15 protein-coding genes are annotated in these 15454 nt (G+C 60.2%); 8 read left to right on the top strand and 7 right to left on the bottom strand.

Translation table 11 applies throughout. The features are described 5' to 3' along the window. Positions 1 to 3: 3 nt before the first annotated feature. The 3 genes from cyoA to hmpA all read right to left on the bottom strand — a co-directional run bounded on the left by cyoA (position 4) and on the right by hmpA (position 3716). Positions 4 to 951: a ubiquinol oxidase subunit II gene (cyoA, locus tag V5F23_RS04655; RefSeq protein WP_042728255.1), complete on the bottom strand. Its 948-nt coding sequence runs from the start codon at positions 949 to 951 to the stop codon at positions 4 to 6. A 777-nt stretch (positions 952 to 1728) separates the two neighbouring features. Next, the gene (locus V5F23_RS04650; protein WP_042728254.1) at positions 1729 to 2238 is read right to left on the bottom strand and encodes a disulfide bond formation protein B; all 510 of its coding nucleotides are present in this window, start codon (positions 2236 to 2238) and stop codon (positions 1729 to 1731) included. Between the two features lie 296 nt (positions 2239 to 2534). After that, the gene (gene hmpA, locus V5F23_RS04645) at positions 2535 to 3716 is read right to left on the bottom strand and encodes an NO-inducible flavohemoprotein (protein ID WP_042728253.1); all 1182 of its coding nucleotides are present in this window, start codon (positions 3714 to 3716) and stop codon (positions 2535 to 2537) included. Between the two features lie 144 nt (positions 3717 to 3860). On the opposite strand from hmpA, the gene norR reads away from it, so the two are divergent. The 5 genes from norR (at position 3861) to V5F23_RS04620 (ending at position 8896) form a co-directional block, all read left to right on the top strand. Then, complete coding sequence (norR, locus tag V5F23_RS04640) at positions 3861 to 5417, top strand: nitric oxide reductase transcriptional regulator NorR (RefSeq protein ID WP_212803426.1); 1557 nt, start codon at positions 3861 to 3863, stop codon at positions 5415 to 5417. 147 nt (positions 5418 to 5564) lie between these two features. Next, entirely contained in the window at positions 5565 to 6467 is a 903-nt protein-coding gene (locus tag V5F23_RS04635) for a chemotaxis protein (RefSeq protein WP_042728251.1), read from the top strand. A gap of 105 nt (positions 6468 to 6572) precedes the next feature. Further along, entirely contained in the window at positions 6573 to 6899 is a 327-nt protein-coding gene (locus V5F23_RS04630; protein ID WP_047738248.1) for a hypothetical protein, read from the top strand. 80 nt (positions 6900 to 6979) lie between these two features. Then, positions 6980 to 7729, top strand: a complete 750-nt coding sequence (locus tag V5F23_RS04625; RefSeq protein ID WP_042728249.1) for a YkgJ family cysteine cluster protein — start codon at positions 6980 to 6982, stop codon at positions 7727 to 7729. Between the two features lie 195 nt (positions 7730 to 7924). After that, positions 7925 to 8896, top strand: a complete 972-nt coding sequence (locus V5F23_RS04620) for a D-glycerate dehydrogenase (RefSeq protein WP_042728248.1) — start codon at positions 7925 to 7927, stop codon at positions 8894 to 8896. Between the two features lie 89 nt (positions 8897 to 8985). Here the strand turns inward: V5F23_RS04620 and V5F23_RS04615 are convergent, their stop codons facing one another. Then, positions 8986 to 9888 (bottom strand): DMT family transporter, encoded by a 903-nt coding sequence (locus V5F23_RS04615; protein ID WP_338474261.1) that lies wholly within the window; start codon positions 9886 to 9888, stop codon positions 8986 to 8988. Positions 9889 to 10027: 139 nt separating this feature from the next. On the opposite strand from V5F23_RS04615, the gene V5F23_RS04610 reads away from it, so the two are divergent. After that, positions 10028 to 10906, top strand: coding sequence for an AraC family transcriptional regulator (locus tag V5F23_RS04610; protein WP_212803424.1), 879 nt, complete (start codon positions 10028 to 10030; stop codon positions 10904 to 10906). Between the two features lie 77 nt (positions 10907 to 10983). Here the strand turns inward: V5F23_RS04610 and V5F23_RS04605 are convergent, their stop codons facing one another. Next, positions 10984 to 11394: an HPF/RaiA family ribosome-associated protein gene (locus tag V5F23_RS04605; RefSeq protein ID WP_212803423.1), complete on the bottom strand. Its 411-nt coding sequence runs from the start codon at positions 11392 to 11394 to the stop codon at positions 10984 to 10986. Positions 11395 to 11889: 495 nt separating this feature from the next. Here V5F23_RS04605 and V5F23_RS04600 point away from each other — a divergent pair, with 495 nt between their 5' ends. Next, positions 11890 to 12207 carry a DUF3509 domain-containing protein gene (locus V5F23_RS04600; RefSeq protein ID WP_042728244.1) on the top strand — a complete coding sequence of 106 codons (318 nt, stop codon included), beginning with the start codon at positions 11890 to 11892 and terminating at the stop codon, positions 12205 to 12207. On the opposite strand, the gene V5F23_RS04595 is transcribed toward V5F23_RS04600, so the two are convergent. Continuing rightward, a complete protein-coding gene (locus tag V5F23_RS04595; protein WP_042728243.1) occupies positions 12204 to 12704 on the bottom strand; it encodes a phosphate-starvation-inducible PsiE family protein in 501 nt (166 codons plus the stop codon). The two genes, V5F23_RS04600 and V5F23_RS04595, sit on opposite strands and share 4 nt — an antisense overlap. A 450-nt stretch (positions 12705 to 13154) precedes the next feature. On the opposite strand from V5F23_RS04595, the gene V5F23_RS04590 reads away from it, so the two are divergent. Further along, complete coding sequence (locus V5F23_RS04590; protein WP_123578208.1) at positions 13155 to 13421, top strand: YebG family protein; 267 nt, start codon at positions 13155 to 13157, stop codon at positions 13419 to 13421. A gap of 351 nt (positions 13422 to 13772) precedes the next feature. Here the strand turns inward: V5F23_RS04590 and V5F23_RS04585 are convergent, their stop codons facing one another. Continuing rightward, entirely contained in the window at positions 13773 to 15404 is a 1632-nt protein-coding gene (locus tag V5F23_RS04585) for a methyl-accepting chemotaxis protein (protein ID WP_338497688.1), read from the bottom strand. Between the last annotated feature and the right edge of the window lie 50 nt (positions 15405 to 15454).

Raw genomic sequence — 15454 nt, 5'->3', positions numbered from 1 at the left:
CGTTTACTCCTCTGCCCCGGCAGCTGAATGCGAACTCATGTCCATCCCTTCCATGTTGTGAGCCACTTCCTTCTCTTTCTTCTCGTGGTGCATCGGCTTGCCCGGGTTCATCCCTTCATACTTGTCGATGATGGTCTGGAACAGGTTCGGCGTGACCGAGGAGTAGAGTTCGACTGGGTTGTTCTGGCTCGGCTTGGAAAGGGCTTCGTATTCAGCTTTTTCAAGCTGTTTAGGTGCCTTTTTCACTTCGTTGACCCAGGCGTCGAAATCTTCCTGGGTCGTGGCGATTGCCTTGAACTTCATGCCGGTAAAACCTGCACCGCTGTAGTTGGCGGAGATACCGTCGAGTTCAGCGTTCTGGTTGGCAATCAGGTGCAGCTTGGTCTGCATGCCCGCCATCGCGTAGATCTGGCCGCCCAGGCCCGGGATGAAGAACGAGTTCATCACGGTGTCGGAGGTGACCTTGAAGTTGATCGGCGTGTGGGCCGGGAACACGATCTTGTTGACGGTGGCGATGCCTTGTTCCGGGTAGATGAACAGCCACTTCCAGTCCATCGAGACGACTTCGATGGTGACCGGCTTGACGTCCGAATCCAGCGGACGGTACGGGTCCAGGGCGTGGGTCGACTTGTAGGTGACATAACCCAGGGCAATGATGATCAGGACTGGAATCGTCCACACCGCGACTTCGATCTTGGTCGAGTGCGACCACTTCGGCGTGTACACGGCCTTGGTGTTGGACGCGCGGTATTTCCAGGCGAACAGGAAGGTCATGACGATAACCGGCACGACCACCAGCAGCATCAGCAGCGTGGCGGTGATGATCAGGTTGCGCTCATCCAGGCCGACCTGGCCCTTGGGATCGAGCAAGGTCATGTTGCAGCCTCCCAGCAGCAACGTGCCGAGCAACGGCAACAAGCCTAGTAATCGGGGGTACCTGTTTTTACTCATCTCACGACCTCTAAAGCAGCTTGCGCAATGCAGTTGGGTTTTGATCGCCAACACTTAACCCTGCCAAGGGTTGGCATTTTTCTTGGATTGAATAAGGGCTGCCCGTCGAACGTCAGACGCTGTTCGACACATCCTGGGCCAGCAGTGAGTTCTTATTCGTTGGTCAAAAGGCCTAGTTCAAGCCCAATTCCATTTGGTGCGGGTATTGGAGGCTCCGACACCTGGGGTCGCATGGGGCGCTGGCGCCCTTCGACCACCCTCGTGCTCAAAGCCTGAGCCGGGTCGGAAAATCGGTGCGGGCGATTGTAGTGAGCTGAGGCGCTGTAGACCATGTTTCATCCCGAAATAATTTTTCTCCGATCCGGCAATAATCCTTCACCGAAATTGCAACAGGCCAGCATGTTATCGAAATTGATTCTCAACAAGAACCCCAAAAAAGGTAAGGCTACTACGCCCGATTTAGACAGCCTGGCGTATTCACGGTGAAGATTTTTTCGCGCAAAGCGCCTGTTTTACGGGGGTTGGGCCGCCCGTCGCTTCGCTGTTAAAAATGCCTGCTGGCCGGGAAGAGGGTTTTACGAAATCCGCCGAACTTTTGTTACAGGAGTGGGTGTTTATTCACCCCCGCAAAGGCGGTAGGACTCCAAATATGTGACAACATGTCGCACATTGTCGCAGGCCATTCTTGCCTCGGATCAAGGACGACCCGCCACAAGGCTGAAACGAAAAACGCCCCGGCTCTGCTGGAGAGAAACCGGGGCGTTCAGCAAGGGGGATTCAGCGCAATTGCTTGCGGTTGCGCGACACCAGCAAGGGCACCAGCACCACCGTCAGGACGAAGGCCACCAGGGCCCATTGCGCCAGGGACAGGCCGAGGATCGGCGGGTAGGGGGTGGAGCAGAAGCCATCGACCTGGAACCCCAGCGGGAAGATCTTCGCCAGTGGCAGGCCGTCGACAATCGGCTGCAACACATCAACGCCGCAGCTGACGGCCGGGAAGAACTGGGTGTACACGTGATGCCCCGCCACCCCTGCGCCGGCCAGGGCACTGAGCACCACCAGCCCTTCGAAAATCGTCACGCTGCGACGGGTGCGCATGGCCGCACCAATAAAGGCGAAGATTGCGATCAGCAATAGCGCATAGCGCTGCAGGATGCACAGCGGGCACGGCGCCTCGCCGAGGGCCACCTGCATGTACAGCGCGCCGCCGATCAACGCCAGGCAGATCAGCCCCAGCAACACCAGATAGCGCCGCTCACGACCTAACCGCGTCATTTCCTCATTCATTGCGTTTCCCTTTGTCTACATGGATCAACGCGCGGCCTTGCAACACTCGGCGCGCCATCGGATGGCCGAAGTCTACACGCTGACCATGACAGTGAACGAGCGGCCGCCGGCAACTTTGCAGGCAATAGACAGGAAAAGCGTTAAGGGCGGATTAATTTGCGTGGGTGCAAAGGCTTTGGGAATGGGGTTGGGCATGCTGGCCCCTTCGCGAGCAAGCTCGCTCCCACTGGTTTTTTCGGGGTGTTCACGGGCTGTGTTCACGCCAAAACGTTGTGGGAGCGGGCCTGCCAGGCTGTTTACTCCAGCGCCGCCGCCGGCCCGAAGAATTCGTAGCGGCTCTGCCCATCCGGCACGCCCAGGGCCTTGAGGTGGCGCTTGACGGCGCCCATGAAGCCCTTCGGCCCGAGGAAGTAAGCGTCCAGGTCACGCTGTTCCGGCAGCCAGTGCGCCAGTTGCGCCTCGCTCAACAACCCGACCTTGTCGGCCGGCGGGCTCACGCCGTCGTCTTCGTCGTAGCAGTAGAAACGCTTGAGTTGCGGGTGCCGTTTGGCCAGGTCGTCGATCCAGTCACGGAACGCATGGGCCCGGCCGTTGCGGGCGCAGTGGATGAAATGCACCGGGCGCTCGGTTTGCAAGGCCGCTTGCAACATCGCCAGGGTCGGGGTGATGCCAACGCCGCCACTGATCAGCACCAGCGGCTTGTCGCTGGCCGTCAGGTAGAAATCCCCGGACGGCGGGAACAGCTGGATGCTGTCGCCGATCTGGACATGATGATGCAGGTGGTTGGACACCCGCCCGCCTGGCTCGCGCTTGACGCTGATCCGGTATTGGCCGTTGTCCGCCAGGGCCGACAGCGAATAGTTGCGACGCACTTCCTCGCCGTCCAGGATCAGCTTCATACCGATGTACTGGCCGGGCTCGGCGAGCAGGATCGGCCCCTTGTCCGCTGGCTCGAAGTAGAACGACGTGATCTCCGAGCTCTCCTGCACCTTGGCCGTCAGCACGAACGTCCGCTCGCCACGCCAGCCACCCGGCGCCGCGGCTTTCTGCTCATACAGGCCAGACTCGGCACCGATCAGGATATCGGCCAATTGGTTGTAGGCCGCCGCCCATGCGGAAATCACTTCGGGGGTAGCGATCTCTTCGCCCAGCACCTCGGCAATCGCCCGCAGCAGGCAGGAACCGACAATCGGATAATGCTCCGGCAGGATCTGCAAGGCGACGTGCTTGTTGACGATCTTCGCCACCAGGTCTCCCAACTGGTCGAGCTGGTCGATGTGGCGGGCATACATCAACACGCCATTGGCCAATGCCCGGGGCTGATCGCCACTGGCCTGGTGCGCCTGGTTGAACAGCGGGCGTACCTGAGGGTATTCGGACAGCATCATGCGGTAGAAATGGGTGATCAGTGCCTCGCCGCCGCTTTCCAGCAATGGAACGGTGGCACGAATAATGGCGCGTTGTTCTTGACTGAGCATTAAGGTGACTCCTGATGTGTACGAATACCCTCTCTTATCAGTTTCCATGCCAATATTTTTATCCTTATTTATCAATTAGTTATAAATAAAGTAGTCATAAAGACACAGACCGCTTTATAGTCCTTGTGACTACATGGAGTCATTATGACCGCAACCTCCCTACTCACCTCCCTGCTGCCGCTGGTGGCCGACCTGTCTCGCGAATTGCCTGAAGGCGAACGCTATCGCCGCCTGCTCGGCGCCTTGCGCGCGTTGTTGCCCTGCGATGCGGCCGCCTTGTTGCGCCTTGACGGAGACTGCCTGGTGCCCCTGGCGGTGGATGGGTTGAGCGCCGACACACTGGGTCGGCGCTTCCGGGTGAGCGAACACCCGCGCTTCGAGGCCCTGCTGGCCAACCCGGAGCCTACCCGCTTCGCCGCCGACAGCGCCCTGCCCGACCCCTACGACGGCTTGGTCGAAGGCCTGGACGAACACCTTGAAGTCCATGACTGCATGGGCTGCCCGCTGTTCGTCGATGAGCGCCCCTGGGGCCTGTTGACCCTCGACGCGCTGGACCCGGGGCGCTTCGAACCGATCGATCTCGGTGCCCTGCAAGCCTTCGCCAGCCTCGCCGCCGCAACGGTCAGCGCTGCCGAACGCATTGAGCGCCTGGCCTTGAAGGCCGAAGACGAACACCGTCGCGCCGAGGTCTATCGCCAGGCCAGCGGCCAACAGCACCGCGACATGGTCGGCCAGAGCAAGGCCCACAAGCGCCTGGTGGAAGAAATCAACCTGGTGGGCGGCAGCGACCTGACCGTGCTGATCACAGGCGAAACCGGGGTCGGCAAGGAACTGGTGGCCCAGGCCATCCATGGCGCCTCGAAACGCGCCGAACAGCCGCTGATCAGCCTCAACTGCGCCGCGCTGCCGGACACGCTGGTGGAAAGCGAGCTCTTCGGCCATGTACGAGGGGCCTTCACCGGCGCCACCAGTGACCGGCGCGGCAAATTCGAACTGGCCGACGGCGGGACGTTGTTCCTCGACGAAGTGGGCGAGCTGTCGCTGACCGTCCAGGCCAAGCTGTTGCGCGTGCTGCAAAGCGGCCAGTTGCAACGGCTGGGCTCGGACAAGGAGCACCGGGTCGATGTACGGCTGATCGCGGCCACCAATCGCGACCTCGCCGAAGAAGTGCGCAACGGCCGTTACCGGGCCGACTTCTATCATCGCTTGAGTGTGTATCCGCTGCAGGTTCCGGCGCTTCGCGATCGCGGCCGGGACGTGCTGTTGCTCAGCGGCTTCTTCCTGGAGCAGAACCGTTCGCGCATGGGCCTGGGCAGCTTGCGCCTGAGCAGCGATGCCCAGGCGGCTCTGTTGGCCTACGACTGGCCGGGCAATGTGCGCGAGCTGGAGCACCTGATCGGCCGCAGCGCCCTGAAGGCCCTGGGCCGTTGCCCGGTGCGACCGAAAATCCTCAGCCTCGGCGCCCAGGACCTGGACCTGCCGCAAGTCGCTGTGGATAACGCCGCGCCCTCGGCCGTCAATCCGCAGCCCAACATGACCGGGTTCACCGGGGATCTGCGCGAAGCCGTCGATCAGTTCCAACGCAGCCTCATCGGCACGGCCCTGGAACGCCACCAGCACAATTGGGCCAGCGCCGCCCGTGAGCTGGGCCTGGACCGGGCGAACCTGGGGCGGATGGCGCGGCGGTTAGGGCTTAAATAGTTTTTGTGACGAGGGCGTCTGCTCAAGACGATCCCGCTGTCGACAGGTTTCCCCCTAAAGCCTGCCCCCAACGGGTCGATAACCCGTTATCACAAGCTGTTTTGGCGTTCTTCACGCTCGCCCCACCTTTTTCCACAGAAGGTTTTTATGTCTTCCAACAAAGCCCGCGCAGATTCACTTTCGCTTCTGCTGTTTACCTTGCGCAGCGGCAAGCTGATGGCGATCAACCTACTCAAGGTCAGCGAAATCATTCCCTGCCCGCCGCTGACCAAGCTGCCGGAGTCGCACCCGCACGTCAAAGGCATCGCCACCCTGCGCGGGACCTCGCTGTCGGTGATTGACCTGAGCCGCGCCATCGGCGAGCGCCCCTTGGAAGATCCGGACGGCGGCTGCCTGATCGTCACCGATGTCAGCCGTTCCAAGCAGGGCCTGCATGTGCAGGCCGTGAGCAAGATCGTCCACTGCCTGACCACCGACATCAAACCGCCGCCCTACGGTTCCGGCGGCGTGCGGGCGTTCATCACCGGCGTGACCTCGGTGGATGGCACCCTGGTGCAAGTGCTGGATATCGAGAAGGTCATCCACGGCATCGCGCCGGCACAAATCGAAACCGCGCCCACCGAGCTGAGCATGGAAGACGCCGAGGTGCTGGGCAACGCCCGGATCCTGGTGGTCGATGACAGCCAGGTCGCGCTGCAACAATCGGTGCACACGTTGCGCAACCTGGGCCTGCAATGCCACACCGCCCGCAGCGCCAAGGAAGCCATCGAATGCCTGTTGGACCTGCAAGGCACCGCAGGGCAGATCAACCTGATCGTCTCTGACATCGAGATGTCCGAGATGGACGGCTACGCCCTCACCCGGACCCTGCGCGAAACACCGGACTTCGCCCACCTCTACGTGTTGCTGCACACCTCCCTGGACAGCGCCATGAACGCCGAAAAGGCCCGCCTGGCCGGCGCCAATGGCGTGCTGACCAAGTTCTCCTCGCCGGAACTGACCAAGTGCCTGATCACCGCCGCCAAGGCCGTGGCCGAACAAGGTCACTGAAACCTATCGGCCCGGCTGTGGCGCCTGCGTTCCAACGCGGGGGCCATCGCCGTCCGGCAACCTCAGGCATACTCGTGCCCTGCCATCCCGGAACGAGGCCCTTCGATGAAAACCCGCACATTGATTTTCCTTGGTTTCACCGCCCTGGCCGCCCAGGCCCATGCCTCCAGCCCGGACGCCTGGGCTGCCTACGATAAAGCCGTGCTGGCCAGCTGCGTCAAGGCCAGTGGCCTGAAGAACGTCGAACCGGTGGGCAGCGCTGCGCAATTCGACGATCGGGTCGGCTACACCGCACTGTTGCTGCAAGGCCAGTACCCACAGAAACACATGAAAGGGGCGACCGGTACCGAGTTGTGCCTCTACCGCAAGAAGACCAAGACCGCCCATGTGACCGAGTGGGACTCGATCCGCCCCGCCTCCGCCGATCGGTGAGTGGCGCATAACTTGCTTCGCCCGGCGCATCACGGCGTTTTTCTGTCGCCGCTTTCCAGCCATTTGCGAACGGGCGTTCAATGAGCACAAGGTTTTCCTGCGTAGGGTGCGGCAAATGCTGCTCCGACCACCACGTCCCCCTGACCCTTTCGGAGGCTCGGATGTGGGCCGAGGACGGCGGCCAGGTCATTGTCCTGGTGGAAGCCTTCCTGTCCAACGGGCTCGGCCTGCCAACGACGCAACGCGAGCATGCCGAGCGGCGCTCGGCGGTGGTCCGCAGCGGCACTGCCGAGGCCCGCGTGGCGATCACGTTCGCCGCCTACAACGCCGGCCCCTGCCGCAATCTTGACGCAGACAATCGGTGCGGCATTTACGAACGCCGCCCCTTGGTGTGCCGCATCTATCCGATGGAAATCAACCCGCACATCCCTCTCAATCCAGCGGCCAAGGACTGCCCGCCACAATCCTGGGAAACCGGTCCGCAACTGATCGTCGGCGGCACGTTGGTCGATGAGGAACTGGCCACGCTGATCGAACGCTCGCGCCAGGCCGATCGCGAAGACATCACGACCAAGGACCGCATCTGCGCCGCCCTGGGTATTCGCACCACCGCGCTGAAAGGCGACGGCTTCACCGCGTACCTGCCAGACATGGCCGCATTCGCCAGCGTGCTCGACCAGGTGCAATTGCAGCCAACGGAGCAGGCAACCGGTGAATGGCTGTTCCATCTGTCCGGGGATGACGTAGCCCGCGATGTCATGGCCTGTGGGGCGCGGGTCGTCACCGAGGCGGCCTCGGATTATGCGTTTATTTCGCTGCGGGCCGCCTAGACCTGCGGGACGGCAACGTCATCCCCTATGGGAGCGGGCTTGCATTGAACATTGATGCAAGCTGACCCGACGTCTTCGCGAGCAAGCCCGCTTCCACAAGGGAAATTTATGGGCGCTCCATCAAGCCCCCTCTCGCCTAACCCTCGCCGAGAATGTTAGCGTGCTTGGTATTGCCTCCAAGACGAGCCTCGCACGATGAAAAAAACCGTACTTGCCTTCAGCCGTATCACGCCCCAAGTGGTCGAGCGCCTGCAACAGGACTTCGACGTGATCGTGCCCAACCCGTCGAACGGCGACATCAATGCCCAGTTCAACGAAGCCCTGCCCCACGCCCACGGCCTGATCGGGGTCGGGCGCAAGTTGGGACGCGAGCAACTGCAAAACGCTGCGAACCTGCAAGTGGTGTCCAGCATCTCGGTCGGCTTCGACAACTACGACCTGGCCTACTTCAATGAGCGCGGGATCCTGCTGACCAACACCCCCGACGTGCTCACCGAAAGCACCGCCGACCTGGCCTTCGCCTTGCTGATGAGCAGCGCCCGTCGCGTGGCGGAGCTGGATGCCTGGACCAAGGCCGGGCAGTGGCAAGCCACGGTGGGGCCACAATTGTTTGGCACCGACGTGCACGGCAAGACCCTGGGCATCGTCGGCATGGGCAACATCGGCGCCGCCATCGCCCGCCGTGGCCGGTTCGGGTTCAACATGCCGATTCTCTACAGTGGCAACAGCCGCAAGCCCGAGCTGGAAAGCCAGTTGGGCGCACAATTTCGCGAGCTGGATCAGTTGTTGGCCGAAGCGGACTTCGTGTGCCTGGTCGTGCCATTGAGCGAGAAGACCCGCCACCTGATCGGGCAGCGCGAGCTGGGCCTGATGAAGTCCAGTGCCATCCTGGTCAACATTTCCCGCGGCCCGGTGGTGGATGAGCCGGCGCTGATCGAGGCCTTGCAGAGCAACCGCATCCGCGGCGCCGGCCTGGACGTGTACGAAAAAGAACCGCTGGCTGAATCGCCGTTGTTCCAGTTGAAGAATGCCGTCACCCTGCCCCACATCGGCTCGGCCACCTTCGAGACCCGTGCCGCCATGGCCGACCTGGCTGTGGATAACTTGCGCAGTGCCTTGATGGGCGAGCGACCGCAGAACCTGGTCAACCCACAAGTCTGGAAATAAGCCACCCGGCAGATCGGCGGCCAAGGGACGCAAACCTGTGGCGAGGGAGCTTGCTCCCTCGCCACAGGTTTATCTCTGGACGTTATAGGTCAGCGTGCGCCCAAGGCGACATTCGTCGCCACTGGCCGAGGCTTGCGAAACACCAGCACGTTCCCCAGCATCACCAATACCAGCCCAACCAACGCCGGCGCCGTCCACTGGTAGCCTTCGGCAACTGCCGAGACATTCAACGCCACCACCGGGAACAGCACCGTGCAATACGCCGCCCGCTCCGGCCCCATGCGTCCGACCAAAGTCAGGTAGGCAGTAAAGCCGATCACCGAGCCCGGAATCACCAGGTACAACAGCGAACCGATGTAGCGCGAGTTCCACTCCATGTCGAAGGCAATGCCCTTGAAGGCACACCAGGCCGCCAGCATCATCGCGCCATAGGCCATGCCCCAGGCGTTGGTGGTCAAGGGCTTGAGACCGGCCTTCTGTTGCAGGCTCGAGAGCATGTTGCCCGCCGAGAAACACAAGGTGCCCAGCAGCGCCAATGCCAACCCGAGCAGCGTTTGCGGGCTGGCGTGGTGGCCGGCCAACTCCGGCCAGAACAGCAACGCCAACCCCGACAACCCCAGCGCGCCCCCCAACAGCACGTTTCGGGCAATCCGCTGACCGAAGAACACCCGGGCATTGAGGGCGTTCCAGAGCGTGGCGGTGGAAAACACCACGGCGACCAAGCCACTGGGGATCCACTGGCTGGCGGTGAGAAAGCACATGAAGTTGATGCAAAACAGGCACAGGCCCTGGGCCACGCAAATCAGGTGACCGCGCCGGTTCATCACTTGCAGCCGCCGGCTGAGCAGCAGCAGCGCGAACAGGATCAACGCGGCGAGACCGAAGCGGTAGACAATCGACACCGGGATGGCAACGACGCCCAGTTGCAGTTTCAGCGCGATCCAGGTCGTGCCCCAGATGAGCACGGTGAGCAGGTACAACGAGAGGTTCATGGCGACAACTCCTGACAATGACCTCCAGTATCACGACGCCATCCAACCGGCACTTGCATAAACTTGCGGTTTTGTCGGCGACCAGGCTGGCAGGCGCCAGCCGACAGAGTAGGATGCAAGGCGTTGGAGAGAACCGATCATGCCCACACTGCAAACCCTGCAAGTTTTCCAAGCCCTCGCCAGTTCGCCCAATGCTCGCCTGGAGCACAGTGCCGAGCTTGGCGACGGCATGGCAGCCGCCCTGTGGAGCAATCATCATGACGCCCGGGACTATGAGGCTCCGACCCACCACACGCTGTCGTGCTACATCGCGGGTGGCACCGGCACGTTTCGCCGCGAGCGGCCTGCCACCACCGGCGGCCCCGGCAAACTCTGCATCCTGCCGGCCGGGCATGAGTCAGCCTGGGTCATCAACGGCGATATTCGCCTTGCCCACTTGTACTTCAGCCCGGAACAATTCGCCCTCGGGTGCGTCACGCTGCTGGACCGCGAGCCCCGCCAGGTGCAACTGCACGAGGCGACATTTCTCGACGACCCGCAGCAGGCCAGGCGTTTTCGCCAGTTGATCGCCTTGAACTGGGACGAGCCCGGCGAACGGCTGCTGACGTCCAGCCTGGCCCACGACCTGCTCGACCACCTGCTGCTCAGCCAGGTCGGCCAGCGCCAAGGGCTGCGCCTCAAGGGTGGCCTGGCCGCGCACCAGCGGCGCTTGCTGGTGGAGTACATCGACAGCCACCTGGCCGACGCCATCAGCCTCGGTCATCTGGCGGCGCTGTGTGCACTGTCGCACTACCACTTCGCGCGGATGTTTCGCGAAAGCTTCGAGCTCCCCCCTCACCAATACCTGCTGGCAAGGCGCCTGGCACGGGCACGGCAGCTGTTGCGCAGTACCTCGCAACCGCTGGGCGACGTGGCATTGGCCTGTGGATTTGCCAGCGCCAGCCACTTCACCAACCGTTTCCGCCAGGCGCTGGGCGCAACGCCGGGAGAGTATCGGCAGGCGTTCCTGGCCAGGTAATAGTGACGCTGAAATGAAAAGGGCCTGCAATGCAGGCCCTTTTTTCCGTTTCCGATGGGTTTGAATTGAACCGGGTATCAGCCGTGAAGCGCAGCCCGTTCGTTCTCCAGGAATTCTTCTTCCAGCAGCGCATCGGCCAATGCGACCGATTCGCTCGGCGCCGCACTGGCTGCGCGCTTGCCGCGCAATTTGCCGAACAGGTGCTCCAGGGCGTGCTCAAGCTTGGTCGCCGCACCTTCGATCGCCAGCTCCAGCGAATCGGCCTTGTGCGTCACGGAAACCGGCTGATGGCCTTTTGGCCGTGCCTCAAGCTGGCAACGCAGGTCATGGGGACCCGGCTTGTCGCCGTTCTCGTCCCGCAAATGAACTTCAACCCGTGTCAGATCTTCTTCATAACGTTCGAGCGTGCTTTCGATGGTAGTACGTACCCACTCCTCCAGTCGGATGCTGCTTTGAATATGGTTATCGCTGTTGACTTGGATTTGCATAGTTCATCCCTTATTTCAGCTAGCTCGCCGGGGGCCATCGACGTGGGTGCAACGGCCCCTTGAGTACAGAGTCGGGCTGGCGGAGGAACAATTCAACCCCTGAAAAAAGAAAAATATCCATTTGCAAATAAAGCCGGACAACGGGCAAAAGCGCTGTTAATGTCGGGAGTTTCCTCGCTACACCATTCTTCAGAAAACCATCCTCGCTGCACCGTCGACGCACATGGCGCCCTGAAACGGGCAAGCGTTGCCGCCTCATTTCCATCCATTGCAGCCCGATGCCCCGCGAACATTGTCCGACGATTTTTCCGGCATGCCCCTTGCTACCCCATGAGAGAGCCGCCACCGGTCTAGCCCCTTTTCGGGTTGTCAGCCGTGCGGCCCCTGGAAACACCCGATGAACACGATCATGGAATGGCCGATGGTCCGGTGTTGCGAACTAATCCCGATCAAGGCCGGTCAACAACTGCACGTTCAATCAGGCGGTGACGCATCATGGACAACCCTTTTCAGATCATTACCGACGCTTTTGCGCCGCACTATCAAATCAACCTGAGCATCCAGGGCCTGGACGGCAGCATCATGCTGACCCTGTCCAAAAGCGGGCGGATCGTCGCCAAGCGCATGATCAGCGCCCAGCAGCGCAACGACCCGGAACGCCTGCGGCGCCTGGTGCAGAGCATTCAGTTCGGCATTGCCATCGAACAGGGCCACAGCGCCGTGGCCATCCTCGAAGCCATGACCGGCGGGGACAACATCAAGCTGCCCCCACCGCACGCGCAAGGCGCGACATCTTCTGCGGCCGGTCTCTAGATCTCGCCTTTTTCCACCTCGGCATGCTCACTGGAACCCGCACCCACCTTGCGGTGCGGGTTTTCGATCTTCACCGAAGGAAACTGCGACGAGGCGTAGCGCACCACCAGGATCGCGAACGCCAGCAGCAGGATGCCGCCGCACAGGTAGATGATGCCCAGGTCCGGCGGGCTGTGGTGGGACACGTTGGAGATCAACAGACGCGTCAGCGCTGTGATGGCCACGTAGATCAGGAAGCGCACCGGCATGTGGTTGGTCTTGAAATAAATCCCGACCATCGCCCCCAACTCCAGGTAGATGAACAACAGCAGGATGTCATCGATCTTGATGTGCCCCGCCTCGATCATCTGCAGGAACTCCATCACCGCCGCCCACGCGGTCACCGCACCGATGGCGAACAACGCCAGGTAGTGGAAGGTCTCGACGAACAGGTTTCCCAACGATTCGGCCAGTTGATGCACGTTCTGGCGCAGGTTCTCGGCCCAGTTGATTTTCACGATGTAGGTTCCTTAGGTCGACTCGACCGGATGATGCGGGTTGGACGTGACGGTTTCTGCATGCAGAAAGAAGGCCAGCGGCTGGGGATGAGATGGCGATAAGCTGGCATCCGGCACGTCTGACGCGCAAATCAGCTTTGATGGCCTTGGACGACAAACACCGAAATCGGTCTACATTAAAAAGCCACTACCCAAAGTGAAGGGATTCGCTTATTCTTCGACCTGTACATAAATACAGTAGTCGCGCACTTCAAATCGTACAGATGGACCGAAGATGCGACTCGGTTTGACCGAAACTTTCGCAAGGCTGTGCCTGGGTTTCTTCTCCAGCATCGCCCAGCTGGCCCTGAGAACGATCAGGGAATGAATCTCGTATCACTGACTGACCCGCATGCAGCGCTGAGCGCATGTTCACTCAATTCGCACCGCACACTATGACGAGGCCAAAAAATGGCTGTTGAAACCCTTTACCGCAGTACCCGCGATTTGGAGACTACGTTCGTGGACCGAAAACTCGCCGATGCACACGACCAGATGCTTGAGCTGGCAGAGCTCCTCACGGAGGTGCTGATGAAAAACGTTGCCGGTCTCTCAGAGAAGCACGCCGAAGATGCAAGCATCTACATGGCGAAAAATCGCGCTATCTTTGCAGCGGCCTTCAAAAATAATGCAACGGCGCTGACTGAGCTCTCTGCCCCAACAGGTTCTGAAGGCTAGGTTCGGCCAGCATAGGGCAGATCATCCTGTGTGCTCCTGCTCGAAAAGCGAGCAGGAGCGCGATGCGACTCTCGCAGAGCTACTCCACAACGTATAGCCTGGGCCGCTGATGCCCTGAACGAACCTGTAAACTCACCAAGGTTCGCATTTGCTCACTGAGACGTTCCGTAGAGAGAAGAAGGCTTCTCAAGGCGTCGAGCAAGATTTTTTGCCCCTGGACATCCAGCTTGTTTCTACTGCTGGCAATTTCTTCGAGCAGATCCATAAGGTCGTTGCACAGTTCATTGACTGGATCCATCTCTGCCTCCAGGCACACTCTTAACAACTGACTTCACGTCCATTTTCACGTGCTTATCCAAAATTAAAGCCATCAAGCCGCTCCTTGAGCTTCGTCGTAATGTGCGCGAGCTCTTCACTCGCGGCCATCGTCTGATCGGAACGCACTGCCGACAGATTTGAAAGATCACGAATACGAATGATGCTGCGGTCCACGTCCTTGGCCACCAGCGCCTGCTCCTCACAAGCGGTTGCGATCATGGTATTACGCTCATCGATGCTGCTGACGGTGGTGGTAATGCCTTGCAGCGCCTTGTTCGCTGAAGCCGCTTGTTCGCGAGTCTGTGCGGCCTGTACAGCGCTGTCGTTCAGGGCGCTTACCGTTTCCTGAGTGCCGTTTTGGATATGACTGATCATACGTTCAATATCCATGGTCGAAGTGCTCGTACGGTGCGCCAGGGAACGAACCTCATCGGCAACCACGGCAAATCCCCGACCGGCCTCGCCCGCCCGCGCTGCCTCGATCGCCGCATTGAGCGCCAGCAAATTAGTCTGTTCGGCAACCGATCGGATCACTTCAAGTACCTTGCTGATCTCTACGGTATTGGACGCCAAAATATCTGCACGCTGTGAGGCATCGTTAACGCTGCCGTCCAAGCGCGCGATCGCGTTGAGCGTCGAATCAAGCTCCCGTTGACCATCGCGAGCCAAGTGCAAGGAAGCGCGCGACTCATCGGAAGTACTAATGGCATTGTGCGCGACTTCATCAACGGCCTGACTCATTTCAGTAATTGCAGTGGCGGCTTGTTCCAGCTCGCTGTTTTGCGCCTGGAGGTCGTTGTTGCTGCTACCGACCAAGACGCTTAACTCTTCTGCCGCGTTGGAAAGCTGGCCTGCCGCTTGATAAACGTCGATCAAGGTATCGCTCAAGTTTTTCCGCATGATCATAACGGCCCGCAGCAACAGCGCCGCTTCATCGTTCCCACTGGCGTCCTGCGCCGGTTCACGCAGATCGCCTCGGGCAATGGCGTTGGCACATTCCAACGCCTGTGCAATGGGCCTGGAAATGCTAACGGTCAGCCTATGCGCAAGAAATATTGCCCCTAGCGCCACCAACATAATCGCGGTCAGTGTCACTCGTATTGACGTCTCATAGGCGTTTTGTCCGGCTGCGCTAGCCGATTGTTGTGCTTGATCATTAAGCTTCTCCAGCTCACCTAGCACCTTGACCATGTTTTGAGCGATGCTGGACATCTCCCCTTCGACCAAAGCAGTGGCTTCGCCCGTCGAGCCACGCTTGATGAGATCGTGGACATGGAGCGCCGAAGTACGATAACTCTCGAAGAGCTTGCCTATTGTGGTGAACAGGCCTCGCTCCTGATCCGTACTGATGATGGGAAGATAAGCCGCCTGAGCCGCTTCAAATTCGCGGATATCAGCAACAAGCAAATTGTAGTTATTGGCAAGTTTCAAATCATCGGTGGACACCAGCAGACGAAATACACTGAATCGAGTCTTGCTAAAGGCCAAGATTATATCGTCTCCCAAGGCAATCCCTGGGAGAGCGTCCTGCTCAACCACCAGGCTCGCCTGCCTTATTTCCCTAGCCTTATACGTAGCAAAGGCGCTTACGCCTATTAAAGCGGCAATCACCAAAACGAAACAAAATCGGATCCGTGCCGCAAACTTCAGGCGTCTTAGCTGCATTGACTTACTCGTCCTATCGAAGAAATATCGACTTCGAATTCTCTCCTTAA

Source organism: Pseudomonas sp. WP18 (genome assembly GCF_036689585.1).
Lineage (GTDB): Bacteria > Pseudomonadota > Gammaproteobacteria > Pseudomonadales > Pseudomonadaceae > Aquipseudomonas > Aquipseudomonas chlororaphis_E.
This window is presented reverse-complemented; position numbering and strand designations above follow the sequence as displayed.

Excerpts from the sequence above, each read along its gene's own strand:
- cyoA (WP_042728255.1), bottom strand. The coding sequence starts at position 951 with ATGAGTAAAAACAGGTACCCCCGATTACTAGGCTTGTTGCCGTTGCTC.
- V5F23_RS04650 (WP_042728254.1), bottom strand. The coding sequence starts at position 2,238 with ATGAATGAGGAAATGACGCGGTTAGGTCGTGAGCGGCGCTATCTGGTG.
- hmpA (WP_042728253.1), bottom strand. The coding sequence starts at position 3,716 with ATGCTCAGTCAAGAACAACGCGCCATTATTCGTGCCACCGTTCCATTG.
- norR (WP_212803426.1), top strand. The coding sequence starts at position 3,861 with ATGACCGCAACCTCCCTACTCACCTCCCTGCTGCCGCTGGTGGCCGAC.
- V5F23_RS04635 (WP_042728251.1), top strand. The coding sequence starts at position 5,565 with ATGTCTTCCAACAAAGCCCGCGCAGATTCACTTTCGCTTCTGCTGTTT.
- V5F23_RS04630 (WP_047738248.1), top strand. The coding sequence starts at position 6,573 with ATGAAAACCCGCACATTGATTTTCCTTGGTTTCACCGCCCTGGCCGCC.
- V5F23_RS04625 (WP_042728249.1), top strand. The coding sequence starts at position 6,980 with ATGAGCACAAGGTTTTCCTGCGTAGGGTGCGGCAAATGCTGCTCCGAC.
- V5F23_RS04620 (WP_042728248.1), top strand. The coding sequence starts at position 7,925 with ATGAAAAAAACCGTACTTGCCTTCAGCCGTATCACGCCCCAAGTGGTC.
- V5F23_RS04615 (WP_338474261.1), bottom strand. The coding sequence starts at position 9,888 with ATGAACCTCTCGTTGTACCTGCTCACCGTGCTCATCTGGGGCACGACC.
- V5F23_RS04610 (WP_212803424.1), top strand. The coding sequence starts at position 10,028 with ATGCCCACACTGCAAACCCTGCAAGTTTTCCAAGCCCTCGCCAGTTCG.
- V5F23_RS04605 (WP_212803423.1), bottom strand. The coding sequence starts at position 11,394 with ATGCAAATCCAAGTCAACAGCGATAACCATATTCAAAGCAGCATCCGA.
- V5F23_RS04600 (WP_042728244.1), top strand. The coding sequence starts at position 11,890 with ATGGACAACCCTTTTCAGATCATTACCGACGCTTTTGCGCCGCACTAT.
- V5F23_RS04590 (WP_123578208.1), top strand. The coding sequence starts at position 13,155 with ATGGCTGTTGAAACCCTTTACCGCAGTACCCGCGATTTGGAGACTACG.
- V5F23_RS04585 (WP_338497688.1), bottom strand. The coding sequence starts at position 15,404 with ATGCAGCTAAGACGCCTGAAGTTTGCGGCACGGATCCGATTTTGTTTC.